Here is a 24,766-nt window from a genome sequence, read left to right as displayed (position 1 = left end):
GCTCGCCGGGCTGGATGTTGTACAGGTGAAAGCTGCGGTGGCGGAACGCCGGCAAGTCCTTGCTCACGGGTACGGCCAAGGGGTAGGTCTTGCCGGTCTTGACCAGGCCGACGGCCTGCTTGACCACGTCTGGGGTGAGCAGGTTGGCAGCGCCGATTTCATCCTGCTTGCCGTACGGCGAGTGCTGCCAGTCGGTGGCAAGGGTAGCCTGGGCAGTGGTCGCCAAGGCGACGGCCAGCAGCAGGGGCTTGAAGCGTTTCATCGTGTACTCCTGAAAGTGATGCGTTGTCAGGAGCGAATTGTGCGCAGGGCCGGCACCGGGAAAAAGCGCTCGGCAGGACAATGATATTTGCCTGCCGGTCAACAACCGCCATCGTGCAGCGCCAGGCTCTGGCGCAGCTGTTCCAGCATGGCCACGCGCAGCGTCTTCGGGGCCTGCACGCGGATCGAACCCGCTTGCGACAGCAGCCAGCCCATCAGTGCCCGGTTGTCGTCGACGGTGGCCACCAATGCCGCGCCGCCGCTCGCTTGCGGGGTCAGCTGCATGTCTGCGGACAGCGGGGATTCTTTCAGCAGGCGCGCCAGTGTGTCGTCCACCCAGGCGTGCAGTTCAACCTGTGCCGGGGGTGTGAGTATGTCCGGTTGCAGTGGCTGCGCATCGACCAGGCTCATGCTCGGTTGCCAGTACCAACCGTAGGGCATGCCTTTGCTGTTGCACTGCAGCGGGAACAGCGCAGCGAGCTCGACCAGGTCGCGCTCGACGGTACGTTTGCTGGTGGTATGACCCACGGTTGTCAGGGCGGCCTGCAACTGGGTAGAGCTCATGCCCGGATGGCGGCCGGGCAGCAACTTGAGCAACTGCCACTGGCGGGCAATAGTGTGGCGGGTTGGGTGGCTGGGCAAAGGGCTCGTCCTTGAGGGCAGGCACCAAGCCTGCCTGAGTAATGGCGTTTAGCTATTGCCCAGCATACCTTGTCACAGAATGGGATCCAAGTTGCGCGGATGCCCTTCAGCCGAAGCGCGTCACCCATTTGCCTGCGCCTTGGCCTTCTTTCAATTGCCGCAGTGCATCGGGCAGCGTGGCGAAGTCGAACTCACGGCGTTGAGGCGCGATCAGGCTGCCATTGGCGACAGCCTGCAACAGCTGTTCACCAGCCATGCGCAGGGCCTGGCGATCTGCCAGGCGGCCATGGGCATGCACGCTGTTCAGCGCCACTTCATGCAGCGAAATGGCTGTGCTGAAGGCGGCTGTTGGCGCGCTTTCCTGGCGGTCCTGGATGCACACCAGGTGCCCGTTGTAGCCCAGCAGGTGGGCGAGGCTGCCTGCGTGGGCGCCACTGACGGTGTCGAACAGGGCATGCAGCGGGCGCTCACCCAGGGCGACCTGCAACTGCTGTTGCCAGTCGGCGTCGTGGTAGTCGAACACGCCGCTTGTGCCCAGCGCCTTGAGCGCCGCGTGGTGGCGCTGGCTGGCTGTCGCCCACACGCGCAGGCCACGTTGTGCGGCCAACTGCGCCAGGTAGAAGCCCACCGCACCACCGGCACCAATCACCAGCACATCGCGGCTGGTGCCTGCCGGTATCTTGGCCAGGGCCTGCCAGGCGGTCAGCGCGGGGCAGGGTACGGCGGCGGCGGCGCTGTCGCTGAGTGCGCTGGGGATGTGCATCACCAGGCTGGCATCGAGCAGGCAATGCTCGGCGAAACTGCCGTCGCGAGCCAGCGACTGATGGTAAGCCACGCGGCTGCCCAAGGGCAGTTCGACGCCTGCGCCAGCGGCGACGACCACCCCGGCGCCATCCACACCCGGTACTGTGCCTTGCTGCCAGGCCGGATGGCCCCATTCGCAGATTTTCCAGTCCACCGGGTTGAGGGCTATAGCTCGGTTGGCCACCAGCACTTCGCCGGGGCCGGGTTGCGGCAGGGGTTTACGCAGCAGCTGCAGGCCTTCGAGGCCGGCGTTCGGGGTCCAGCCCCAGGCTTGATAATCAGTTGGCATGGTGCGGGTCCTTGTGAGACGAGTATGGGCGGCAGGCTAGCGCAGATGAGGCGGGGGATACAGGCGGGGGTGGGACAAGGTGTTTTGACGGGGGGGCAAAAGCGCTTTGCCCCCACCCTCGAATTTTGCAAGGGGATGAGGTACCTGGGGGACTCGCTTAGCCCAGGGTTTTCGCCAAGGCTTGCAGGCCACCTTCGTAGATGCCTTTGAACAGTGCTTCGGCCTCGGCCTCACTGACACCGGCCGGGGTGAATTCGCCGAACCACTCCACCAGGCTGCCTTGGCCGTCGGCCTTGACTCGCAGGGTCGATCGGTAGTCGGTCACCGGAAACGGGCTGCTCAGGATCGTGTAGCTGTAGCTGCGCGCGTTGTCGTCAAAAGCTGTAAGGCGCTCGACGATGCTGTTGCCGTCCGGGTCTTTCAGCGAGCGCACACGGCCGCCTTCGCTGGAGATGCTCTCGGGGATGAACGGCAGCCAGTCCGGCAGGCTGTCGAAACCGCCGATCAATGCCCAGACGTGTTCAGGGCTGTGTTGGGCTTGCAGGGAAGCGTAGGCAGTTGCCATAGGGTAATGCTCCAGTTGAGTTCAGATAGCAAGGCTGTCGACCACACCGCCGTCGACCCGCAGGGCCGCGCCGGTGGTGGCGGAGGAGTAAGGCGAGGCGAGGTACACCGCGAGGTGGGCGACTTCGTCGACATCGGCGGCGCGCTGAATGATCGAACTTGGCCGTGCGGTACGTACGAAGTTGTCGGCCTCTTCACGAATGCTGCGCCCGGACGCCTGTGCCGCATCGGCTACCAGCGCGGCCACGCCATCGGTCAGGGTCGGGCCGGGCAGTATCGCGTTCACGGTAACCCCGGTGCCGGCCAGGCGCTTGGCCAGGCCATGGGAAACGGCCAAGTTGGCGGCCTTGGTAACACCGTAGTTGATCATGTCCGCAGGGATGGCGATGCCCGATTCCGAGGAAATGAACAGGATCCGCCCCCAGCCTTTCTCGACCATCCCCGGTGCATAGTGGCGGGCCAGGCGCACGCCGCTCAACACGTTGGTATCGTAGAAGCGCGCCCACTCACTGTCGGCCACGTCGAAGAAGTCGACGTCGTCGTAGATGCCCAGGTTGTTGACCAGGATGTCGGCCCGTGGGTGGGCGGCAAACAGGGTGTCGGCACCGGTGGCGGTGCCCAGGTCGGCGACCACGCCGTGAATCTGCCCACGGCCGCCTTGTTGGCGCAGTTCGGCCAAGGCTGCATCCAGCGATTTCTGGCTGCGGCCGGCAATGACCACGTCGGCGTTGGCGCGGGCCAGGCCGCGGGCGATGGCCAGACCAATACCGCCGGTAGAGCCGCTGATGATGGCGGTGCGCCCGCCGAGGTCGATGTTCATGGAATGGCTCCTGTGGGTGAGTTGTATCGATGAGAGCCATCCTAGTAAAGCCTACTCAGACTGTAAAAGACGTAATTCGACTGAGTTCAGACCTCTATGGACTTATTCGCCTGCGCCAGCACGCGTTCACGGAAAATGCCCACGATCGGCCGCAGGTCGACCTGGTGCCAGGCGGCCCACAATTGCACGCTGGGTTGGAGCCAATCCAGCTGACGCAAAACCACGGTTGGCCCGGCACTGGCCGTCAGGCTGCCCTGCACCATGGCCAGGCCCAGGCCCGCGGACACCAGGCCGAGCACGCTCAATGGGTCGGTCGCTTCAAGCGACAAGCGCGGGGTAAAACCGGCATCACCGCAGCGGGCGATGAAGTCGTCGCGCTTGTTCACCTGGTCGGGCTGGCCCCCGGTGATGATCCATTCCTGCTCGTGCAGGTCGGCCGGGGTCAGTTCCGCCTTGCTGGCCAGAGGGTGCGAGGCTGGGATGGCCAGCAGCATTGGGTCATCCAGTACTGGCTGCGCACGCAAGTCGGGGTCGTGCTTCGGCGGCGGCTCGCACACCAGGGCAATGTCCAGGCTGCGCTGGCGCAGGCCTTCGAACTGCTCGCTGGGGATCATGTTGTACAGCGCAATGTGAATGTTCGGGCGTTCGCCACGAATGGCCCGCACTGCGCCAGGCAGCACACCAGCGTGGATGGCGTGGTTGACGTAGCCGATGCACAAGCCGCCTTCCTCGCCACGGCCCAGGCGCTTGCCCAGCGACTCCAAGCGCTCGGCATGCTTGAGCAGGCCGCGCGCCTCGGCCAGGAAGGTGCGCCCGTCGTTAGTCAGGTACAGCCGCTGGTTGCGCCGTTCGAACAGGGCCAGGCCAAGGTTGTCCTCCAGCTGGGCGATCTGCCGGCTGAGGGGCGATTGGGAAATATGCAGCTGCTCGGCGGCTCGGCCGACATTCTCGCATTCGGCGACGGCCACGAAGTAGCGCAACTGACGCAAATCCTGCATGAGACCTCCGGGGACTTAACTGTGACGAATTATGACTTGGACGGTCTGGGTTTGGCCAGCCTAGGATGTGCTCACGTCGTCGGTTGATGACCTTACACACCCTTTCTGGAGACATGCCATGAGCTTGAAAGACCTGATCGCCAACCCCCTGGGCTTTGGTACCGCGCCACTGGGCAACATGTTCCGCAACGTGCCAGATACCGAAGTGCAAGCCTCGGTGGACGCGGCCTGGAACAACGGTGTGCGCTACTTCGACACTGCGCCTTTCTACGGTGCCGGGCTGTCGGAAATCCGCCTCGGCAAGGCCCTGGCCCAGCGCCCGCGCCATGAATACGTGCTGAGCAGCAAGGTTGGCCGCGTCATCCTCGACGCACTGGAAGACCCGGCTGCTCGTGAGCTGGGCGAGAAGAGCGGCCTGTTCGAGCACGGCAACCGTAACCGCATCGTCAATGACTACAGCGCCGATGCCACCCTGCGCTCGATCGAAGACACCCTCAAGCGTATGGGTACCGACTACCTGGATATCGTCTGGATTCACGACATCGCCCAGGACTTCTACGGTGACGAATGGCTGAGCCAGTTCGAAATCGCTCGTACCGGTGCCTTCCGCGTGCTGACCCGCCTGCGTGAAGAAGGCGTGATCAAGGCATGGGGCTTGGGCGTGAACCGCGTCGAGCCGATCGAGCTGACATTGGACCTCGAAGCAGCACGCCCGGACGGCTTCCTGCTGGCGGGTCGCTACAGCCTTCTGGACCACGACCGTGCGTTGCAACGGGTAATGCCAGGTGCATTGGCGCAAGGCCTCGGCATTGTCGTCGGCGGCCCGTACAACTCCGGCGTGATTGCCGGGGGAGAGCACTACGAGTACCAGAAGGCCAGCCCGCAAATCCGTGCCCGTGTCCAGCGCCTGAACGAAGTGGCGGCGCGCCATGGGGTGGACATCAAGGCTGCGGCGTTGCAGTTCTCGCTGGCGCACCCCGCGGTAGCAGCGGTGATCCCAGGGGCGACCCGGCCACAACATGCCGACCAAGACCTGGCGGCGTTCAATGCGGTGATTCCGGCCGCGTTCTGGGCTGAGCTGCGTGAGCTGGGGCTGATCGCCCAGCAGGCACCGGTACCTGAAGCCTAATCGCGAAAGGGGGAGGGCTTTGCCCTCCTATCGCCAGCGAAGCCTGTTAACCGAGACTTTGCTGCAAGGCCTCGATAAACACCTCTTCTGCCCGACTGAAGCGCTGCTCCCTGTTCCACAACAGGTGAATATCCACATCGGCAATCCCTTCCTGCGGCGGCAACTTCCACAGCAACCCCGCTTCGACATCCGGCGCCACCACATGCTCGGGCAGGCAGCCGATGCCAAAGCCGGCGATCACCAGCCGGCGTACTTCCTCCAGGCTTGGCGATGACGCCACGATGCGCCCGGCAAAGCCCTGCTGGTCGCGGAAAATGGTCAGCGGCGACAACATGCCGCCAATCTGGTCGCTGGTAAAACTGACGAAATTCTCCCGTTGCAAGTCGCCTTCGGCCTGGCCGAACAAGGCATGGTGTTTGCCGCAGAAAAACGCATAGCGTTGACGCAGAAACAAACGCTGCTCCAGGCGTGGTTGTGCACGCCGGTTGAGGCTAAGGCCCGCTGTGGCGGTTTTCTCCTGCAGGGCTGCGACGATGTCGGAGCTGCGCATCACGTCGATTTCCAGCTCCACCCGTGGGTGCTGGCGATGGAAGTCGGCGAGGAAGTCGTCGAAGCGCTCGCTGACGATGCGGCTGATCATCAACAGACGCACCTTGCCTACCAGTTCGTCCGCCGGTTGCTCCAGCAAACCGCCGATCTGCGACATCTGCCCATACACCTCGCCAGCCAGCTGGAACAGCTGCTCGCCCATTTCAGTCAGCACGAAACGCGGCCCACGTCGGGCGATAAGCTGGCGGCCAAGCTGCTCTTCAAGGCGCTTGAGCGCCTGGCTCACGGCCGGCTGGGTGAGGTGCAGGCGGGCGGCGGCGCGGCTGATGGACAGTTCCTGGCCGATGACCCGGAAGGTGCGCAGCAGGTTCCAGTCGAGGCGGTCGTTGAGCAGACGGTCGGACATGGCGAGGCTCGATGATAAGCGTGGCTAATAGTACGAATAATAAATAGAAAATTGACTAATCATAGCCCTGAGCCGATAAATCGCAGGCCAAGCGCCACGAGAGCGCGACCATGACCCAGCAACTCCTGCCAGAACAACAAGCAAAGGAGCCCCCATGAAGCCCACCGCTTCCGCCCAGCCACGCCGTGCCGCCGCTGCCGCGTTCATCGGCACCATGATCGAGTGGTACGACTTCTACATTTACGCCACCGCCGCCGCCCTGGTGTTCGGTGCCTTGTTCTTCCCCTCCGACGACAGCCTGTTCAGCACCATGGCCGCGTTCGGCACCTTCGCCGTGGGCTTTTTCGCCCGGCCGCTGGGTGGCATTGTCTTCGGCCACGTGGGCGACCGTATCGGCCGCAAGAAGTCGCTGGTCATCACCCTGCTGATGATGGGCATCGTCACCGTGTGTATCGGCCTGCTGCCGACTTACGCGCAGATCGGTGCCACCGCACCGGTGCTGTTGATCCTGCTGCGCATCGTCCAAGGCATCGCCGTGGGCGGCGAGTGGGGTGGGGCGGTGCTGATGGCCGGCGAACATGCGCCCAAAGGCCGGCGCAACTTCTTCGCTTCGTTCGCCCAACTGGGCAGCCCGGCGGGCCTGATTCTGTCGCTGCTGGCCTTCGGCGCGGTGACCCGCCTGCCTGAAGACGAGCTGATGAGCTGGGGCTGGCGCGTGCCGTTCCTGGCCAGCGCGTTGCTGCTGCTGGTGGGCCTGGCGATTCGCCTGGGGGTGAACGAGTCGCCCGAGTTCATCGCCAGCCGCGAACAGGCAGAGAAGGCCCGGCGCAAAGAGCAGGCGCCGGTTTTCGAAGTGCTGCGCACCGCCTGGCGCCCGCTGTTGTTGTGCATCGGTGCCAACACCTTGGGCATTGCCGGGGTCTATTTCACCAACACCTTCATGATCAGCTACACCACTCAACAATTGCACCTGGAGCGCTCGCTGATACTTGAGTGCCTGTTCTTCGTGGCGATCATCCAGTTCTGCGTGCAACCGCTGGCTGCCTGGCTGTCGGAGAAGATCGGTGCCACGCGCTTCCTGGCCCTGGTCGCGTTGCTGGCGATGGCCTCGCCGTACCCGATGTTCGTGCTGGTCAGCTCGGGCCAGGGGCCGTTGATCGTACTGGGCATCGCCCTGGCTGCAGCCTGCATGGCCTCTTTCTACGCGGTGATAGCTGGCTATGTCAGCGGTATGTTCGAAACCCGTGTGCGCTATACCGCCATTTCCTTGGCCTACCAGGTCTGCGGCGCCATCGCTGGCGGCCTTACCCCGCTGATCGGCACCTGGTTGGCTCACACCTTCAGCGGCCAGTGGTGGCCGATGGCCGTGTTCTACACCCTGATCGCCACCGTCTCGCTGGTCTGCGTGCTTGCCCTGGCCCGCCAGTATGCCCGTAGCCAGCGCCTGGAACTGGCCTGATCGAACCGTTTTACTCTGGAGTACCCGCACATGTTGAAAAGCAATGGCGAACGCCTGTGGGCGAGCCTGATGGCCATGGCCGAAATCGGCGCCACCGCCCGTGGCGGCAGCTGCCGCCTGGCGCTCAGCGACGAAGACAAGGCTGGCCGTGAACTGTTCAGCCACTGGTGCCGTGAAGCCGGCCTGACGCTGACGGTGGATGCCATCGGCAACCTGTTCGCCCGCCGCCCTGGCAGTGACCCGGATGCGGCGCCGGTGATGATTGGTAGCCACCTCGACACCCAGCCCGAAGGCGGTCGTTTCGATGGCGTCTATGGCGTGCTGGCCGGGCTTGAAGTGGTGCGTCGCCTCAACGATCTGAACATCCAGACCCGCAAGCCGCTGGAAATCGCTGTATGGACCAACGAAGAGGGCGCGCGCTTCACCCCGGCCATGTTCGGCTCGGCGGTGTTTACCGGCAGCCTTGCGCTGGCCGAGGCGCTGGCTATCCGCGATGCTGATGGCATCAGCGTGGCTGACGAGCTGCAGCGCACTGGTTACGCCGGCCAGCGCCCGCTGGGTGGCCAGGTGGATGCGTATTTCGAAGCGCATATCGAGCAAGGCCCGATCCTTGAAGACAACGCCAAGGCCATCGGCGTGGTCAGCGGTGGTCAGGCCATCCGCTGGCTGGACGTCACTGTCGAAGGTATGGCGGCACACGCCGGCACCACGCCGATGCCGCTGCGCAAGGATGCCTTGTATGGCGCGGCGCGGATGATCCAGGCGGTTGAGCAACTGGCAGCGGACTTCGCGCCCGAAGGTTTGACCACTGTTGGCGAACTGTCCATTGCCAAGTCTTCACGCAATACCATTCCTGGCCTGCTGCAGTTCACGGTCGACTTGCGCCACCACCGCGACGAAGCCATCGAGGCGATGGAGCGCGACTTGACCTTGAAGCTGCAAGCCATTGCCAGCCAGCGTGGTCTGCAGGTGCGTATCGAGCGGCACTGGGTCAGCCCGGCCACCCCGTTCGACGCCGACTGCGTGGCTGCTGTGCAGCAGGCCGTGGATGGCCTGGGCTATGCCCAGCAATCGATCGTCAGCGGTGCCGGCCACGATGCCATCCTGCTGGCCCGCTACTGCCCGACGGCCATGGTGTTCATCCCCTGTGTCGGCGGCCTGAGCCACAACGAAGCCGAAGACGTGTTGCCCAACGATGCCCGTCAGGGTGCCGATGTACTGCTGAACGCCGTGCTGGCCCGTGCGGGCCGTGTCGAACAAGGAGAAGCCTGATGCGTTGCTACTTCCACCCCGAACAACTGCTGCACCACCCGCGCAGCTACTACTCGCGCGGCGCCATGCGCACCCCGCAGGAAGTCCCCGAGCGCGCCCAGCGGCTGTTGCAGGCCGCCAAGGACCTGGGCTTCGATATCCGCCAGCCCGACGATGCCGGCCTTGAACCGTTCAGGGCTGTGCACGGTGAGGCCTATCTGGCCTTCCTCGAAGAGGCCCATGCGCGCTGGAAGGAAGTGCCCGAGGACTGGGGCGACGAGGTCATGTCCAACATCTTCGTGCGTGAGCCCAACGCCTTGCGCGGCATTCTCGCTCAGGCCGGGCGCTACCTGGCGGATGGCAGCTGCCCTGTTGGCGAAAACACCTGGCGTTCGGCCTATTGGTCTGCGCAAAGCGCGGTGGCCGGGGCCAAGGCCATCCTCGACGGCGAACCGGCCGCCTATGCGCTGTGCAGGCCACCGGGGCACCATGCGCGCTTCGATTCGGCGGGTGGGTTCTGCTACATCAACAACGCGGCTGTAGCTGCCCAGGCGCTGCGCAGCCGTTATAGCCGCGTGGCGGTTCTCGATACCGACATGCACCATGGGCAGGGGATTCAGGAGATTTTCTACGATCGCCGTGATGTGCTGTATGTGTCGGTGCATGGCGACCCGACCAACTTCTACCCTGGCGTGGCTGGGTTCGCGGACGAGCGGGGTAGTGGTGAAGGGGAGGGGTACAACCTGAACTTGCCGATGGCGCATGGGGCCAGTGAGGCTGATTTCATGGGGCAGTTGGACGTTGCGCTAGCTGCAGTGAAGGACTTTGGTGCTGAGGCGCTGGTGTTGTCTTTGGGGTTCGATATCTATGAGCTCGACCCGCAGAGCAAGGTGGCAGTGACGACTGAAGGGTTTGCTGCGTTGGGGGAGCGGATTCGGGCGTTGCGGTTGCCGTGTCTGATTGTGCAGGAAGGCGGGTATCACCTGGAAAGTCTGGAGGCGAATGCGCAGGCGTTCTTTCAAAGCCAGGCAGGGTGGTGTTAATTAAATTGTGAAGTGATTTATCTGTTACGCGGCAATTTTTCCCCACAGGCCCGGTCGATGGCTAAATAGTATGGGCCTGTGGAGGTGAGCTGTTAAATCGTGTCTGGCTCTATTCAAAAGTGTATTTTTCTTCTAGTAAGAAAGTAGGGGCTTTCCAATTTGGGCCTCTTACGTAGCGGCCATCTAGGGACTGGATAAGCCCTTTGCTTTTCATGTCCCTAATCAGCTCAATTAGTTTCATATTGTCGCCAATATTCACCCAGTCGTTTAGGTTGTAGAGTCTGTCGAGTCTTGGGTGATCAATGCCGCGCTTGCTGGTCAAAAATAAGACAACGTCAATAGGGGCTTCGTTTTTTATAATTTCATTGATGGTATTCATTGGTGTTCTCGTAGGGATTGTGCCAAATCGGCCTCTAGGGCTTCAGGTGTGTAGAGTAGCTCGATGTCAGAGCTTAACCCATAATCTTCAAGCGTGGCGGTGTGAGTGTTATTCCATGTTTCAGAATCATCGTCAGGGTTCACATCGTCTGCAATCCCGAGGCGGCGGTATCGCTCGAGCTCTCGAACTTCATGTGTGTAAAAGCGCTTATCTCTGTCAGTCGACGCCACTTTACCATGTAAGATTTTTTCAAGCCTGTCGATCATGATCTTGTTACCATCGGAGGCGTCAAAACGATTTGTGTGGAGCTTTACTAATTCGAGGCCTTCTGCTGTGATAGTGGCGTCTCTCCAATCCAGCCGCTCGATAGGCCCGCCGGCCTTGTCCGGGTTGAAGGCTCGTCCGCTGTAAGTCCCTTTGGTTGTCGCGCCGGGGTAGGGAGAGTTGAAGACAACGTACAGTGGCGGTAGGCCAGATTCTGGCGGGAAGCAGTAAATGCAGTCTTTGAAGTCCTCCGGTTCCAGCGCGGGTAGAGGAGAGGCTTCAATGTACAGTGGATTGAGTGTCACGCCACGATAGGGGTAGGAAGGTATCTGCGTGCTAGGTTTAGTGGTCGAGGCGTCGCCGGGTATGTGCGCGGGTAACGTCAGCTTGATTGGAAACTTTTGCGAAGGTACGGAAATGTAGCTGTTCGTCGCCTTGTCGAAGTAGAGTGGGCGTAGAGGTACTCTGCTTTCGAGACTTGCTGTCTGCTGGTTTTTGATGAGTGTATAGATGTCATTCTTCGAATAAATTCGATAGGTTGACGCCGCTACTCCATGGCCAAGGGCTTTCTCGTACAGCTGATCGGGTAGGTCCGGTATTAATGAATCGGCTGGGAGGCTCAGTGTTGTTTCATGATAGAGATCACTGTTGCCGAGTTCGGAAGAATAGAGCAGAGCACCGATGCCAACGTTGAATAGCCGGGATGCAGCAGCGCCGGCTGCCCTTGCCAGCAATTGTCGGCCTGATCGCAAAGTTGTTTCTAATTGGCGATTATGGTAGTGGCTATTGCCTATTGCGCCCAAGGTTGTTGAGAGTTGAATTGAAGGTGTTATGCTAAAGGTTATGGTATTGCTTTCCGAGGTGATTTTTTCAGTAGGTGCAAGTTTTGAGTTGAGAGTAGTTATTTTGCGATGGATTATTTTCAGGCTCTGGCCTAGCAGGATTTCAATCTGCGCTGCAGTGATGCTTCGCATAAGGGCAAACAGGAAGCCCTGTGCGATGTAGAACTCTTTTCCAACGTTGATGTGAGGGTCTATATAGGTATAAAAGAGGTAGGCTGGTGTAAGCCCGGGGGCATACACATGTATTCCTGAGAAGTCGTCAGTGGGTAGGCGCTTGTAGATGATTTTTTCTTGAAGATCTAGAAGAAATTGCCGCTTGGCCTGCAGTCTGATTAGTTCGTCAGTGTGACGAGCGTCAATTGCTGAGTAGTGGTTGTCCAGATATTGCTTCAGGCCAGGTGGGGCGGAGGGGCGAGTTGCTTCGATTTTGTTTATAATCTTTTGTGCTTTAGCTTCGGCATCCCTGCTGTCAGCACCGATACTGAAAAATGCCGCACTATCTGGTGGTACGAGTGGAAGGGTAAAAGGCTCAGCCCAATTCAAGAGGTATTCAAAGTCATACCGGAATGGAGCTGGTGAATAAATTTCACCAATTTCTGAAGCTGTCATGGTCGTGCGGGAGGTCATTTCACTCTCCTGATCACTGGGTTCGGGAGAGTGGAATGTTCTAGAGTAAAGTCGGGCTTGCTAAGATGGAATTGTTTCGTTAAGCCGCGGATATGGGCGTGCCGCCTCAAAAGTTTGGTTTGGCCTACTCCCGTCACGGGCCTGATAGGAACTCGATTTGACTGGCGCCGAAAATGCCAAGGCGAACATCCCGGAACAACACCGCCCCTACATCCCACCCCGCCGCACATGCTTGACGAAGACCTTCTCCAACAACTCCCACATCGCCGGATCGGTACTGAACGCCACATTGAACCGCATCCACCCGGTGGCCTTGGCATCGACCATGAACAACTGACCAGGCCCGAGCATGATGCCTTTTTCCAGCGCGTCATCCAGCAACGCCGCGCTGTCGGGAATCGCCGGGTGGCGAGTCCAGATGTACATGCCCTCATCCGATTCGGTGAACAGTTCAAAGCCCAATCGATGCAAATGCCGGCCAACTTCCTGATGCGCCTCGGCCAGGCGCTGGCGCAGGCGCTTGAGGTGCTTGCGCCAGCGGCCGTCGATGATCGCCGCGTACACCACCCGCTCCATCACCTGCGAGGTGGTCAGGCCCGAGCGCATTTTCAGGTGCAGCAATTTCTGCATCAGTTCGGGGTTGGCCAGCATGTAGCCGACCCGCACGTTGGGTGAAATGCTCTTGGAGTAACTACCCACGTACACCACCTGTTGCAAGTGGTCGAGGCTGGCCAGGCACGGTTGCGGCTCGGTGACCATGTCGGCGTACAGGTTGTTCTCCACAAGGCGGAAACCGTGCTGGCTGGCCAGTTGCAACAGCCGGTGCAACTGCGGCAGTGGGGTGCGCGAGCAGGTCGGGCTGTGCAGGTGCGGCTGGGTGAAGAACGCGGTTGGGCGGTGGTGGGTAAGCAGCTGCTCCAGCTGGTTCAGGTCGTAGCCGGCGGGGGTGCGCGGCACGCCGACCAGGGTGGCGCCCTGGGTGCGCAGGATGCTCATCAGGTTGGGGTAGCCGGGGTCGTCCACCAGCACCACGTCGCCAGGGCGCACCAGCGTGCGTGCGGCCAGGTCCAGGGCCTGGCTGGCGCCGTGGGTGAGCATCAGCTGCGCCGGGTTGGCGACGATCGACAGCTCCTGTTGCAGGTTCTGCGCAGTCAGTGCACGCAGCTCCATCAGGCCCATGGGGTCGCCGTAGCCCGACAGCTCCAGGGGGCTGCCGGCTACCTGGCGCAGGCCACGGCGCAGGCCGTCTTCGTACATCCAGTCGTTGGGCAGCCAGCCGCACCCCGGCTTGTACGGCAGTTGGCGGATTTCGAAGATCTGCTGCAGGTACCACTCGGAGTTGAACGTTGGTCGACTGGTGTCGGCCTCGGCGTTGTGCTGCTCCAGCAGTTCGCCCGCCGCACGGTTGACGAAGAACCCCGCATTGCCACGGCTCACCAGCAGCCCTTGGGCGACCAGCCGGTCGTAGGCCTCGACCACGGTGAAGGTGCTCACCGAATAGCTCGCGGCAAAGGCGCGGATCGACGGGACCTTGGCGCCTGGCTTGAGGGTCTGGTTGTCGATCAGCTCGCGCAGCCCGTCGATGATCTGGTTGACCAGCGGGGTTGAGGAGTCTGGATGTAATTCGAACATTCGTGGCCTTCAGGGTGCGTATCGCCTGGCGTTTGCAGGGTGTACTGCAAGGGCGACCTGTACAGTGCAGTGCGAGATTCATGCCACTGTGCATGGCTCTCTGCGTCGGACATTTTTACATTAGGTGTCGGATATCGCCACATAAAGCATGTTCAGTTCGCGCCAGGCAGTCGCCCTGGGGCGCGTCAGCAGGCCGCCATGGAGGGCCTGCGTGTGTTTGTTCACACCATCCTGCCCGCATTAGCACTGATGTACAGGTGAAATCGCCAGCCATCGGGGTTTCACAGTTTTCCTTGGATAAAAAGAAGCACGGGGTACACAACTGATGGACGCAACATCCACAACCACCACCGCGAAAAGCGGGCACGAGAGCAAGCTCAGTGCCTCGCTGAAGTCGCGCCACCTGACGATGATGTCGATCGCCGGGGTTATTGGCGGCGCCTTGTTCGTCGGTTCCGGCAGCGTGATCCACAGCGCCGGCCCAGCCGCTGTCCTGGCCTATCTGGCAGGCGGCATCCTGGTGGTGCTGATCATGCGCATGCTGGGTGAAATGGCGACTTCCTCGCCAGACACCGGCTCGTTCTCCACCTACGCCGACCGCGCCATTGGCCGTTGGGCCGGTTTCACCATCGGCTGGCTGTACTGGTGGTACTGGGTCATCCTCATGGCCTGGGAAGCCTATGTGGCGGGCAAGATCCTGCATGGCTTCTTCCCTGACGTCAGCGTCAACGTGTTCGTGCTGGCCACGACCCTGCTGCTGATCACCGTCAACTTCTTCAACGTCAAGCACTACGGTGAGTTCGAGTTCTGGTTCGCCTTGATCAAGGTAATTGCGATTGTCTGCTTCCTGATCGTGTGTACCGCTGCCGTGATGAACGTCTGGCAGTTCGGTGAGGTGCGTGGCATCAGCCATCTCACCGCCGAAGGCTTCATGCCCAATGGCATCACCACCGTGATCGGTGCCCTGCTCGGGGTGATGTTCGCCTTCCTTGGCGCCGAAATCGTCACGATCGCGGCCTCCGAAGCCAAGGACCCTGCGGCGCAGATCGTCAAGGCGACCAACTCGGTGGTTTGGCGTGTGTGCCTGTTCTACGTCGGCTCGATCTTCCTGATCGTCTGCCTGGTACCGTGGAACGACCCGCACCTGGGCGTCTCCGGCTACGGTGCCTACCGCCGTACCCTGGAACTGCTGGGCGTGCCGTATGCCGAACTGCTGATGAACTTCGTGGTGCTGACCTCGGTGAGCAGCTGCCTGATCTCCGGCCACTACACCGCCTCGCGCATGCTGTTCTCCCTGGCCCAGCGTGGCGACGCGCCGTCGTTCTTCAAGATCACCCGCGCCGGCACCGGTGTACCGGTGTACGCGATCATGGGCTCGTGCGCCGTGGCCGTGGTGTGTGCGCTGATCAACTTCAGCGAGACCCTGCGCCCGAAAGACGTACTGGACACCCTGATGAACACCACTGGCATGATCGCCCTGCTGGTGTACCTGGTCATCGCCTTCTCGCAACTGCGCATGCGCCGCAAGCTGATTGCCGAGGGCAAGGAAGTACGCCTGAAGATGTGGCTGTTCCCGTGGCTGACCTACCTGGTGATCGCGTTCATCGTGGCCGCCCTGGTAACCATGGCCTTCATGCCTGACTACCAGATCCTGGTGATCTCTACCGGTATCGCTGCGGCGATCGTGGTGGCAATGGGTGTGGTGCACCAGATCCGCTCTGGCAGCAAGCAGCACTAAGCGTCACTCGCGTTTGGAAACGGCCGGCTCCCTTGGGGACCCGGCCGTTTCGCGTTGTTGAGCCTGGGTTTTTTCTGCAGGCATGTGGAAGCGCTGGTTCATCCACGGTGAGCCGAGCAGAGCGGCGGCGGCGATCAGGGCCAGGATGGCGAGGGCGATGGAGGTCTTCATGGACGTGCGCATAAAGGGACTGACTTCAAGCATAGGCGGTCAGTTCCGGCCTCATCGCCGCTACAGTTCAGCGTTCGCGGGCTTGCCGCTGATAACCGTCAGGTGAAGCTGGCGAAATGCGCCTGCATCCGTGCCGCATCCGCCTGTTGCCCGCTGAACAGCTCGAACGCCTTCACCGCCTGGAACACGGCCATGTTGCTGCCATCCAGGGTGCGGCAACCCAGTGCCCGGGCCGCGCGCAGCAGTTCGGTCTCCAGGGGGAAGTAGATGATTTCCGCCACCCACAGGCGTGCATGCAGCAACGCTACCGGCAGTGGGGTGCCCGGTAGCTTGGCCATGCCCACCGGGGTGGTGTTGACCAGCCCGTCCGCTTCGGCCAATGCTGTGGCCAGGTCCGTGCCGACCACGGCACGACCGGCGCCGAAATGAGCGTTCAGGTTGTCTACCAATGCCTGTGCACGGGCAGCGTCCACTTCGAACAGCACCAGCCGCTCGACCCCTTCACCCAGCAGGGCATGGGCCACGGCCGAGCCTGCACCGCCAGCGCCCATCTGCACCACCTGGCGCCGCGCGACGTCGGGCAGGCCACGGCGCAAGCCCTCGGCAAAACCCAGGCAATCGGTGTTGTGGCCGACCCGCTTGCCGTCCTTGAGCACCACGGTGTTCACCGCACCGATGCCACGGGCTTCGTCGGACAGCTCGTCGAGCAACGGCAGAATCGCCTGCTTGAACGGGTAGGTGATGTTGAGCCCGGTAAAACCGGTGTGCTGCGCGGCGTCAAGCAGGCCGGGCAGGGCGCTGTCGTCCAGTTGCAACTGGTCGGCATCGATCAGGCGGTACAGGTAACGCAAGGCCTGCGCGTCGCCTTCGTGTTCGTGCAGGGCGGGGGTGCGCGACAGCTGGATGCCGCGGCCGATCAGGCCGGCGAGGATGGCTTGTTGGCTCATGCCGTGCGCTCCTGGAACATTTCGGCGAAGTGGCTCAGGGCCATGCGGTAGCCATGGCTGCCCAGGCCGCAGATGACACCGACGGCGATGGAAGAGACGAACGACAGGTGACGGAACGGCTCGCGCTTGTGCACGTTGGACAAGTGCACTTCGATGACCGGCAGCTCGCTGGCCACCAGGGCATCGCGGATGGCGACCGATGTGTGGGTCCAGGCGCCAGGGTTGATCACGATACCGGCGCAACGGCCACGGGCGGCGTGGACCCAGTCGATCAGTTCGCCTTCGTGGTTGGTTTGGCGGAATTCGATTTCCAGGCCGTGGGCATGGGCAGTATCGGCACACCCTTGAGCCAGGTCGGCAAGGGTTTCATGGCCGTATTGGGCAGGCTCGCGGGTGCCCAGCATGTTCAGGTTGGGGCCGTTGAGCACGAGAATAAGGGGCTTCATGACGGGCATCACTTTGTTGTTGTTGGATGCGCTTAGTTTTGTACTGACTGGTTAGTTCCGTCAATTGGACAGCCACTTCGCACCGGGAAAGTGGGCGATTATCGAACTGCGTTGGTGATTACAAAATTGTAATGTTGCCGCCACCGCCCCGATAACCAACCCTTTCTACAGTCCCTCGCCAACGCTTCGCCGAGAGGACTTGATTCGTGCCCATCCCCCGCAAGATCGCCTTGCTCTGCCTGTTGCTGGCCGGTGCCACCAGCGCCCAGGCCAGCCAGAGCCTGAGCCTGCCCCAGGCGCTTGCCGCCGCCTTTGCCCAGAACCCGGAGCTGGCTGCGGCCGGCCGCGAAATCGGCATTGCCGAAGGTGAACGGCGCCAGGCCGGGTTGCTCCCCAACCCCGAGCTGGCCTGGGAAGTCGAGGACACCCGCCGTGACACCAGCACCACCACCGTCACCCTCAGCCAACCGCTGGAGCTGGGCGGCAAGCGCGGGGCACGTATCGCCGTGGCCGGTGCTGGCCAGGCCATTGCCCAGCTCGACCTGGAGCGCCAGCGCAACGGCCTGCGGGCCGATGTGGTGCAGGCCTTTCATGCAGCCTTGCGCGCGCAGACCGCGCTGGAGCTGGCGCAGCAGTCGCAGGCACTGACTGAACGCGGGCTGCGGGTTGTGCAAGGGCGGGTCACTGCGGGCCAGTCATCGCCGGTAGAGGCCACCCGTGCCCAGGTGCAGCTGGCCCAGGCCCAGGCCGAAGTGCGCCGCGCACGCACCCAGCGCAGCGTGGCCTACCAGGCGCTGGCCCGCCTGACCGGCAGCCCGCTGGCAGGTTTCGACCAGCTGCAGGCCGCCAACCTTTCGCCGGGCGTTGCGCCCAACGCCGACGCTTTGCTTGAGCAGGTCGAACAGACCGTCGAATGGCGCCTGGCCGCTGCGCAGGTCGAGCGCGGCGATGCTTCCCTGGGTTCGGAAAAGGCCCAGCGTATTCCCAACCTCACCGTCAGCCTTGGCAGCCAGTACAGCCGTGAGGACCGTGAGCGGGTGAACGTGGTTGGCCTGTCCATGCCGTTGCCGTTGTTCGACCGCAACCAGGGCAATGTACTGGCCGCTGCGCGCCGTGCCGACCAGGCGCGTGACCTGCGCAACGCCGTGGAACTGCGCCTGCGCAGTGAAACCCGCAGTGCCGTGAGCCAGTGGGCCACGGCGATGCAGGACGTGCAGGCCTATGACCGCACCATCCTGCCCGCTGCGCAGCAGGCCGTGGATACCGCCACTCGCGGTTTTGAAATGGGCAAGTTCGCCTTTCTCGATGTACTCGACGCCCAGCGCACGCTGATCGAGGCCCGCGGGCTGTACCTCGAGGCGCTGGCCTCGGCGACCGATGCGCGCGCGCAAGTCGAGCGGATCTACGGCGACCTCGATGGCCTGAGCAACACACCGAATAGCAGGAGCAACAATGACTAACCCACGCAAGCTAGCCCTTCTGGCCGCCGCCGTCGCCGCACTCGGCCTTGGCGGCCTGGCCTGGACCGGCAACCTCGGCCAGGCGTCGAAAGCCGAAGCCCGGCACGACGATCATGGCCAAGACAGCCACGGCCACGCCGCAGAGCAGGCCACTGAGGGCCATGCCGAGGAGGGGCACGCTGAAGAAGAAGGCCAGCTGCACCTGTCCATCGCCCAGATCGAAGCCGCCGGCGTGCAACTGGCTGCCGCAGGCCCCCGTGAGTTGGGCATCGCCATCAGCTTCCCAGGTGAAATACGCTTTGACGAGGACCTTACCGCCCACGTCGTCCCCCGTGTGCCGGGCGTCGTCGAGGCGGTGCACGCCGAGCTGGGCCAGGCGGTCAAGCGCGGCCAGGTGCTGGCGGTGATCGCCAGCCAGCAGATCTCCGACCTGCGCAGCGAGCAGCAGGCCGCCCAGCGTCGTCTGGAGCTGGCGCGGCTGACCTTCCAGCGTGAACAGCAACTGTGGCAGGAGCGCATCAGCGCCGAGCAGGATTACCTGCAGGCGCGCCAGGCATTGCAGGAGGCCGAGATCGCCTTGGCCAACGCCCGGCAGAAGGTCGCCGCCGTGGGCCCGGCCGGTGCCGGTAATCGCTATGAGCTACGTGCGCCATTCGATGCGGTGGTCGTGGAAAAGCACCTGACTGCAGGCGAAGTGGTTGACGAGACCAGCAACGCTTTCACCCTGTCTGACTTGAGCCGTGTGTGGGCCACCTTCGCCGTGGCCCCGCGTGACCTTGGCAAGGTCGTGACTGGCCGCGATGTCACGGTCAGTGCGCCGGACCTGGGCGCCCAGGTCGAGGGCAAGGTCAACTACGTCGGCAGCCTGCTCGGTGAGCAGAACCGCGCCGCTACCGTGCGCGCCACCCTCGCCAACCCCAACGGGGCCTGGCGCCCAGGGCTGTTCGTCAACATTGCTGTCAGCGTCGAGCGCTTCAAGGCCGCCGTGACGGTGCCGGAAAACGCCCTGCAAACCTGGGAAGAGCAGACCGTGGTGTTTGCCCGCACCGAGGAAGGCTTCGAGGCCCGCCCGGTAACGACTGGCCGCCGCGATGCTGGCCAGGTAGAGATTCTCGGCGGCCTGGCCGCCGGTACTCAGGTAGCGGCCGCCGGCAGCTTTGTCCTCAAGTCGGAGCTGGGCAAAGGCTCGGCCGAGCACAGCCATTGATCACGGGGACACCTGCATGTTCGAACGCCTGATTCAATTCGCCATCGAGCAGCGCCTGGTGGTGATGCTGGCCGTGGTCCTGATGGCCGCGGTGGGTATCCACAGCTACCAGAAACTGCCGATCGACGCTGTGCCGGACATTACCAACGTCCAGGTGCAGATCAACACCGCCGCCCCCGGTTATTCGCCGCTGGAGACCGAGCAGCGCATCACCTTTGCCATCGAAACCGCCATGGCTGGCCTGCCTGGGCTGAAGCAGACCCGCTCGCTGTCGCGTTCGGGCTTGTCGCAGGTTACGGTGATTTTCGATGATGGCACCGACGTGTTCTTCGCCCGCCAGTTGGTCAACGAGCGCCTGCAAGTGGCTCGCGAGCAATTGCCCGAGGGGATAGAAGCGGGCATGGGGCCGATCTCCACCGGGCTGGGGGAAATCTTCCTGTGGACGGTGGAAGCCGAGGAGGGGGCGCTCAAGGAAGACGGCACACCCTACACCCCAACCGACCTGCGGGTGATCCAGGACTGGATCATCAAGCCACAGCTGCGCAATGTGCCGGGGGTGGCCGAGGTCAACAGCATTGGTGGCCATGCCAAGCAATACCTGATTGCGCCGGAGCCCAAACGCCTGGCGGCCTACAAGCTCACCCTCAATGACCTGATCGCGGCGTTGGAACGCAACAACGCCAACGTCGGCGCCGGTTACATCGAGCGCAATGGCGAACAGTTGCTGATTCGCGCACCGGGCCAGGTGGCGTCGGCTGAAGACATCGCCAACATTGTCATCTCCAGCGTCGATGGCACGCCAATCCGTGTCAGCCATGTTGCCGAGGTTGGCCTGGGCGAAGAGCTTCGCTCGGGTGCGGCCACCGAAAATGGCCGGGAGGTGGTGCTGGGCACGGTGTTCATGCTGATTGGCGAGAACAGCCGCACGGTGTCCCAGGCGGTCGCCGCCAAATTGGTCGAGATCAACCGCAACCTGCCCAAGGGGGTGGTGGCGGTGACCGTGTACGACCGCACCAACCTGGTGGAAAAAGCCATCGCCACGGTGAAGAAGAACCTGATCGAAGGGGCCATCCTGGTCATTGCCGTGCTGTTCCTGTTCCTGGGCAACATCCGCGCCGCACTGATCACCGCAATGGTCATCCCGCTGTCGATGCTGTTCACTTTCACTGGCATGTTCAGCAACAAGGTCAGCGCCAACTTGATGAGCCTAGGCGCGCTGGACTTCGGCATTATCGTCGACGGTGCGGTGGTGATCGTGGAAAACGCCATCCGCCGCCTGGCCCATGCCCAGCAACGCCATGGCCGCATGCTGACCCGCAGCGAGCGCTTCCATGAAGTGTTCGCCGCCGCCCGCGAGGCGCGCCGGCCGCTGATCTACGGGCAGTTGATCATCATGGTGGTGTACCTGCCGATCTTTGCCCTGACCGGTGTCGAGGGCAAGATGTTCCACCCCATGGCCTTTACCGTGGTCATGGCCTTGCTCGGCGCCATGATTCTTTCGGTCACGTTCGTGCCGGCGGCCATTGCCCTGTTCGTCACCGGCAAGGTCAAGGAAGAAGAAGGCCTGGTGATGCGCACGGCGCGCCAGCGTTATGCACCGGTGCTGGCCTGGGTGCTGGGCCGGCGCAAGGTGGCGTTTGCCGCCGCTGCCGCCCTGGTGCTGTTGTCCGGGGTCATGGCCAGCCGCATGGGCAGCGAGTTCATCCCCAGCCTCAGCGAGGGCGACTTTGCCTTGCAGGCCCTGCGTGTGCCGGGTACCAGCCTGTCGCAGTCGGTGGACATGCAGCAGCGCCTGGAGCAGGCGATCGTCGCCCAGGTGCCGGAGGTGGAGCGGGTGTTCGCCCGTACCGGTACTGCCGAAATCGCCTCTGACCCGATGCCACCGAACATCTCCGACGCCTATGTGATGTTGCGCCCGCGCGAGCAGTGGGTAGATCCGGGCAAGCCGCGTGACGAACTGATCGCCGAGGTGCAACGTGCTGCCGCCAGCGTACCGGGCAGCAACTACGAGCTGTCGCAGCCGATCCAGTTGCGTTTCAACGAGCTGATTTCCGGGGTGCGCAGCGATGTGGCGGTGAAGTTGTTCGGTGATGACATGGATGTGCTCAACCGCACCGCCGCGCAAATCGCCAGCAGCCTGCAAGGTGTCGCGGGTGCGTCCGAGGTGAAGGTGGAGCAAACCACCGGCCTGCCGGTGCTGACCATCGACATCGACCGCGACAAGGCGGCGCGCCATGGCCTGAACGTGGGCGACGTGCAGGACGCCATCGCCATTGCCGTGGGTGGCCGCACGGCAGGCACACTGTATGAAGGCGACCGGCGCTTCGACATGGTGGTGCGCCTGCCCGAAACCTTGCGCACGGATGTGGACGGGCTTTCCAGCCTGCTGATTCCGGTACCGGCCAGTGCCACTGCGGGCGCTGCGCAAATCGGCTTTATCCCGCTGTCTCAGTTGGCCACGTTGAACCTGCAACTGGGGCCTAACCAGGTCAGCCGCGAGGATGGCAAGCGGGTGGTGGTGGTCAGCGCCAACGTTCGCGGGCGTGACCTGGGCTCGTTCGTGGAGGATGCCGAACAGACCCTGATCCAGCAGGTGCAGATTCCACCGGGTTACTGGACACGCTGGGGTGGGCAGTTCGAACAGTTGCAATCGGCAACCGAGCGCCTGCAGGTGGTGGTGCCGGTAGCCTTGCTGCTGGTCATGGCACTGTTGCTGATGATGTTCAATAACCTCAGGGATGGCTTGCTGGTGTTCACCGGTATTCCGTTTGCCCTGACCGGTGGGGTGCTGGCGCTGTGGTTGCGGGACATCCCGTTGTCCATCTCGGCGGGTGTGGGTTTCATTGCGCTGTCGGGGGTGGCAGTGCTCAACGGGCTGGTGATGATCGCCTTTATCCGTGGCCTGCGCGAAGAAGGGCGCCCGTTGCGGGTGGCGGTAGAAGAGGGCGCCTTGACGCGCTTGCGGCCGGTGCTGATGACCGCGCTGGTGGCTTCGCTGGGGTTCATTCCGATGGCCTTGGCCACGGGGACCGGGGCTGAGGTGCAGCGGCCGCTGGCGACGGTGGTGATTGGTGGGATCCTGTCTTCTACTGCGTTGACGTTGCTGGTTCTGCCTGCGTTGTATCAGTGGGCGTATCGGCGGGAAGAGGCGCAAGAGGGCTGAGAGCCAGGGGCCGCTTTGCGGCCCATCGCGACACAAGGCCGCTCCTACAGGATTGCGTATTTCCCTGTAGGAGCGGCCTTGTGTCGCGATGGGCTGCAAAAGCAGCCCCGACAATCTCAGACAGTACTACGAACTCCAGACTGCACGCCGTCTACCCCCCCCCTCATCATGCAACGAAATCCGCGAAGTCTCCGGCAACGCCAACCCGCCCACCAGCGCCACCAGCGCAATCACCACCAGGTAAAACGCCGGTGCCAGGCTGCTGCCGGTCTGCCCGATCAGCCAGGTCGCCACCAGCGGCGCGGTGCCGCCAAACAGCGTATAGGCCACGTTGTAGGTAATCGCCGAAGCGGTGTAGCGGGTGCGGGTTGGGAAGCTTTCGGACAGCAACGCCGCAGTGACCACGCCACTGCACAACGCGCCCACCGCCAACAGAATCACCCCCAGCAGTGCACCCGACATCGAGCCAGAGCTGGCCAGCCAGTATGCCGGGAACACGCACAGCATCACCCACAGGCAAGTAAAGCCGATGGTCTTGCGCCGCCCCACTCGGTCCGAGAACGCGCCGGCCAGCGGGCAGCCGACGGCGGCGAACAGCAGGGCCACGGTGGTCACCAGTAGCGACTGTGCGCGGGTCAGGTTGCCCACCAGTTGCAGGTACGTGGCGAAGTAGGTGGTGAACATGTAGAACGACAGGGCGGTCAGCGAGATGAACGCCCCCAGGTTGCGAATGACCCGGCCATGGTGACGCAGGGTGTATTTGAGCGGCGAATGCTCATGTTCCTTGCCTTGGGCGACGGCTTCGCGGAATGCCGGGGTTTCTTCCATGCGCCAGCGCAGGTACAGACCGACCAGCCCCAGCGGCGCGGCAATCAGGAATGGAACGCGCCAGCCCCAGGCATTCATTGCCTCGGCCGACAGGCTGGCTTCCAGCCCATAGGCGATCACTGCGGCGCAGGCGAAGGCGGAAAAGGTCGAGACCGGCACGAAACTGCCGTAAAACGCACGCCTGTCGTTAGGTGCGTGCTCCATCAAGTAGGCACAGGCCCCCGCGTACTCGCCACCGGCAGAAAAGCCCTGCAGGCAGCGCGCCAGGGTGAGCAGCACGGGGGCTGCCAGGCCAATGCTGGCGTAGGTCGGCAGCAGGCCGATCAGGGTGGTGGAGCCGGCCATCAAGAGGATTGTCAGCGACAGGATGCGCTTGCGCCCCAGGCGGTCGCCCAGCGCGCCGAACACGATCCCGCCCAGCGGGCGAAGGGCAAAGGCCACGGCAAACACCGCGAACGTTTTGAGCAACGCCACGCTGGGGTCTTCGCTGGCAAAGAACTGGCTGGCGATCAGCGTGGCAAGAAAGCCATACACGGCGAAGTCGAACCATTCGACGAAATTGCCGATGGCCGAGGCGGCGATCACCCTGCGCAGGGTGGCGGGGGATACCTCGTGAGGTGCGGACATGCGGGTGCTCTCCGGTTCCATTGGCAGCCATGATGAACGTGGCGCGGTCGGGCCGCGCCATCATTGTTGTGCTTGCCAGTAGATAACCGGGTGCAAAAAGGTGCTTTGTCGAGGGCGACCTCGGGATACCTGATTCAACCGGTATAACGGTTTACAGCCGGCCGACCTTCCAGGGGGCGTACTCCAGTTCGCTGTAGCCTTCGGCTTTGCCGTGCATGTC

At 62.8% G+C, this 24,766-nt stretch carries 20 protein-coding genes and 2 pseudogenes; 8 read left to right on the top strand and 14 right to left on the bottom strand.

Translation table 11 applies throughout. The features are described 5' to 3' along the window. From APH35_RS25035 to APH35_RS25010, 6 genes and pseudogenes are all read right to left on the bottom strand, one after another. Window positions 1–262, bottom strand: a pseudogene (locus APH35_RS25035) (cyclase family protein); the annotation flags it as partial. A 98-nt stretch (window positions 263–360) separates the two neighbouring features. Continuing rightward, window positions 361–903: a WYL domain-containing protein gene (locus APH35_RS25030; protein ID WP_012271678.1), complete on the bottom strand. Its 543-nt coding sequence runs from the start codon at window positions 901–903 to the stop codon at window positions 361–363. Between the two features lie 106 nt (window positions 904–1,009). Further along, the gene (locus APH35_RS25025) at window positions 1,010–1,996 is read right to left on the bottom strand and encodes a zinc-binding dehydrogenase (RefSeq protein ID WP_060515704.1); all 987 of its coding nucleotides are present in this window, start codon (window positions 1,994–1,996) and stop codon (window positions 1,010–1,012) included. Window positions 1,997–2,153: 157 nt separating this feature from the next. Further along, window positions 2,154–2,561, bottom strand: a complete 408-nt coding sequence (locus APH35_RS25020) for an SRPBCC family protein (RefSeq protein ID WP_012271680.1) — start codon at window positions 2,559–2,561, stop codon at window positions 2,154–2,156. Between the two features lie 21 nt (window positions 2,562–2,582). Further along, entirely contained in the window at window positions 2,583–3,380 is a 798-nt protein-coding gene (locus APH35_RS25015) for an SDR family NAD(P)-dependent oxidoreductase (RefSeq protein ID WP_060492807.1), read from the bottom strand. 86 nt (window positions 3,381–3,466) lie between these two features. After that, window positions 3,467–4,378 (bottom strand): LysR family transcriptional regulator, encoded by a 912-nt coding sequence (locus tag APH35_RS25010; RefSeq protein WP_060515703.1) that lies wholly within the window; start codon window positions 4,376–4,378, stop codon window positions 3,467–3,469. 118 nt (window positions 4,379–4,496) lie between these two features. Here APH35_RS25010 and APH35_RS25005 point away from each other — a divergent pair, with 118 nt between their 5' ends. Then, window positions 4,497–5,507, top strand: coding sequence for an aldo/keto reductase (locus APH35_RS25005; protein ID WP_060515702.1), 1,011 nt, complete (start codon window positions 4,497–4,499; stop codon window positions 5,505–5,507). Between the two features lie 46 nt (window positions 5,508–5,553). On the opposite strand, the gene APH35_RS25000 is transcribed toward APH35_RS25005, so the two are convergent. Beyond that, complete coding sequence (locus APH35_RS25000) at window positions 5,554–6,462, bottom strand: LysR family transcriptional regulator (RefSeq protein ID WP_012271684.1); 909 nt, start codon at window positions 6,460–6,462, stop codon at window positions 5,554–5,556. Window positions 6,463–6,616: 154 nt separating this feature from the next. Here APH35_RS25000 and APH35_RS24995 point away from each other — a divergent pair, with 154 nt between their 5' ends. From APH35_RS24995 to APH35_RS24985, 3 genes are read left to right on the top strand one after another with little or no spacing between them, the layout of a single operon-like run. Continuing rightward, window positions 6,617–7,921 (top strand): MFS transporter, encoded by a 1,305-nt coding sequence (locus APH35_RS24995; protein WP_012271685.1) that lies wholly within the window; start codon window positions 6,617–6,619, stop codon window positions 7,919–7,921. Between the two features lie 30 nt (window positions 7,922–7,951). Further along, on the top strand, window positions 7,952–9,193 hold the full coding sequence (locus APH35_RS24990) for a Zn-dependent hydrolase (protein WP_060515701.1): 1,242 nt from the start codon (window positions 7,952–7,954) through the stop codon (window positions 9,191–9,193). Then, window positions 9,193–10,215, top strand: coding sequence for a histone deacetylase family protein (locus tag APH35_RS24985; RefSeq protein ID WP_060515700.1), 1,023 nt, complete (start codon window positions 9,193–9,195; stop codon window positions 10,213–10,215). Before APH35_RS24990 ends, APH35_RS24985 begins: the two co-directional genes overlap by 1 nt. Before the next feature lie 109 nt (window positions 10,216–10,324). On the opposite strand, the gene APH35_RS24980 is transcribed toward APH35_RS24985, so the two are convergent. The 3 genes from APH35_RS24980 to APH35_RS24970 form a co-directional block, all read right to left on the bottom strand. Continuing rightward, the gene (locus tag APH35_RS24980) at window positions 10,325–10,594 is read right to left on the bottom strand and encodes a hypothetical protein (protein ID WP_060515699.1); all 270 of its coding nucleotides are present in this window, start codon (window positions 10,592–10,594) and stop codon (window positions 10,325–10,327) included. Next, complete coding sequence (locus APH35_RS24975; RefSeq protein ID WP_060515698.1) at window positions 10,591–12,327, bottom strand: S-type pyocin domain-containing protein; 1,737 nt, start codon at window positions 12,325–12,327, stop codon at window positions 10,591–10,593. Before APH35_RS24975 ends, APH35_RS24980 begins: the two co-directional genes overlap by 4 nt. Window positions 12,328–12,534: 207 nt before the next feature. Then, window positions 12,535–13,959, bottom strand: a complete 1,425-nt coding sequence (locus APH35_RS24970) for an aminotransferase-like domain-containing protein (protein ID WP_012271689.1) — start codon at window positions 13,957–13,959, stop codon at window positions 12,535–12,537. A gap of 325 nt (window positions 13,960–14,284) precedes the next feature. On the opposite strand from APH35_RS24970, the gene APH35_RS24965 reads away from it, so the two are divergent. Further along, window positions 14,285–15,697 carry an amino acid permease gene (locus APH35_RS24965; RefSeq protein ID WP_012271690.1) on the top strand — a complete coding sequence of 471 codons (1,413 nt, stop codon included), beginning with the start codon at window positions 14,285–14,287 and terminating at the stop codon, window positions 15,695–15,697. A gap of 3 nt (window positions 15,698–15,700) precedes the next feature. On the opposite strand, the gene APH35_RS24960 is transcribed toward APH35_RS24965, so the two are convergent. From APH35_RS24960 to aroQ, 3 genes are all read right to left on the bottom strand, one after another. Further along, window positions 15,701–15,880 (bottom strand): hypothetical protein, encoded by a 180-nt coding sequence (locus APH35_RS24960; RefSeq protein WP_060492810.1) that lies wholly within the window; start codon window positions 15,878–15,880, stop codon window positions 15,701–15,703. A gap of 86 nt (window positions 15,881–15,966) precedes the next feature. Beyond that, entirely contained in the window at window positions 15,967–16,815 is an 849-nt protein-coding gene (locus tag APH35_RS24955) for a shikimate dehydrogenase (RefSeq protein WP_012271692.1), read from the bottom strand. Then, the gene (gene aroQ / locus APH35_RS24950) at window positions 16,812–17,261 is read right to left on the bottom strand and encodes a type II 3-dehydroquinate dehydratase (RefSeq protein WP_012271693.1); all 450 of its coding nucleotides are present in this window, start codon (window positions 17,259–17,261) and stop codon (window positions 16,812–16,814) included. The genes APH35_RS24955 and aroQ overlap by 4 nt, the downstream gene beginning before the upstream one ends. A 206-nt stretch (window positions 17,262–17,467) precedes the next feature. Between aroQ and APH35_RS24945 the strand changes: the two genes are divergently transcribed. Genes APH35_RS24945 through APH35_RS24935 form a run of 3 tightly spaced genes read left to right on the top strand, consistent with a single transcriptional unit; the run spans window position 17,468 to window position 23,091 of the window. Further along, complete coding sequence (locus APH35_RS24945) at window positions 17,468–18,721, top strand: TolC family protein (protein WP_012271694.1); 1,254 nt, start codon at window positions 17,468–17,470, stop codon at window positions 18,719–18,721. Further along, window positions 18,714–19,928 (top strand): efflux RND transporter periplasmic adaptor subunit, encoded by a 1,215-nt coding sequence (locus APH35_RS24940; protein ID WP_060515697.1) that lies wholly within the window; start codon window positions 18,714–18,716, stop codon window positions 19,926–19,928. Before APH35_RS24945 ends, APH35_RS24940 begins: the two co-directional genes overlap by 8 nt. A 16-nt stretch (window positions 19,929–19,944) precedes the next feature. Further along, window positions 19,945–23,091, top strand: coding sequence for an efflux RND transporter permease subunit (locus APH35_RS24935; protein ID WP_060515696.1), 3,147 nt, complete (start codon window positions 19,945–19,947; stop codon window positions 23,089–23,091). 116 nt (window positions 23,092–23,207) lie between these two features. Here the strand turns inward: APH35_RS24935 and APH35_RS24930 are convergent. Beyond that, window positions 23,208–24,546, bottom strand: a pseudogene (locus APH35_RS24930) (MFS transporter). Window positions 24,547–24,766: the final 220 nt, after the last annotated feature.

The sequence above is a fragment of the Pseudomonas sp. NBRC 111132 genome (genome assembly GCF_001320565.1).
Lineage (GTDB): Bacteria > Pseudomonadota > Gammaproteobacteria > Pseudomonadales > Pseudomonadaceae > Aquipseudomonas > Aquipseudomonas putida_P.
The sequence above is the reverse complement of the archived record's forward strand: the minus strand, read 5'-3'. Positions and strand labels throughout refer to the sequence as shown.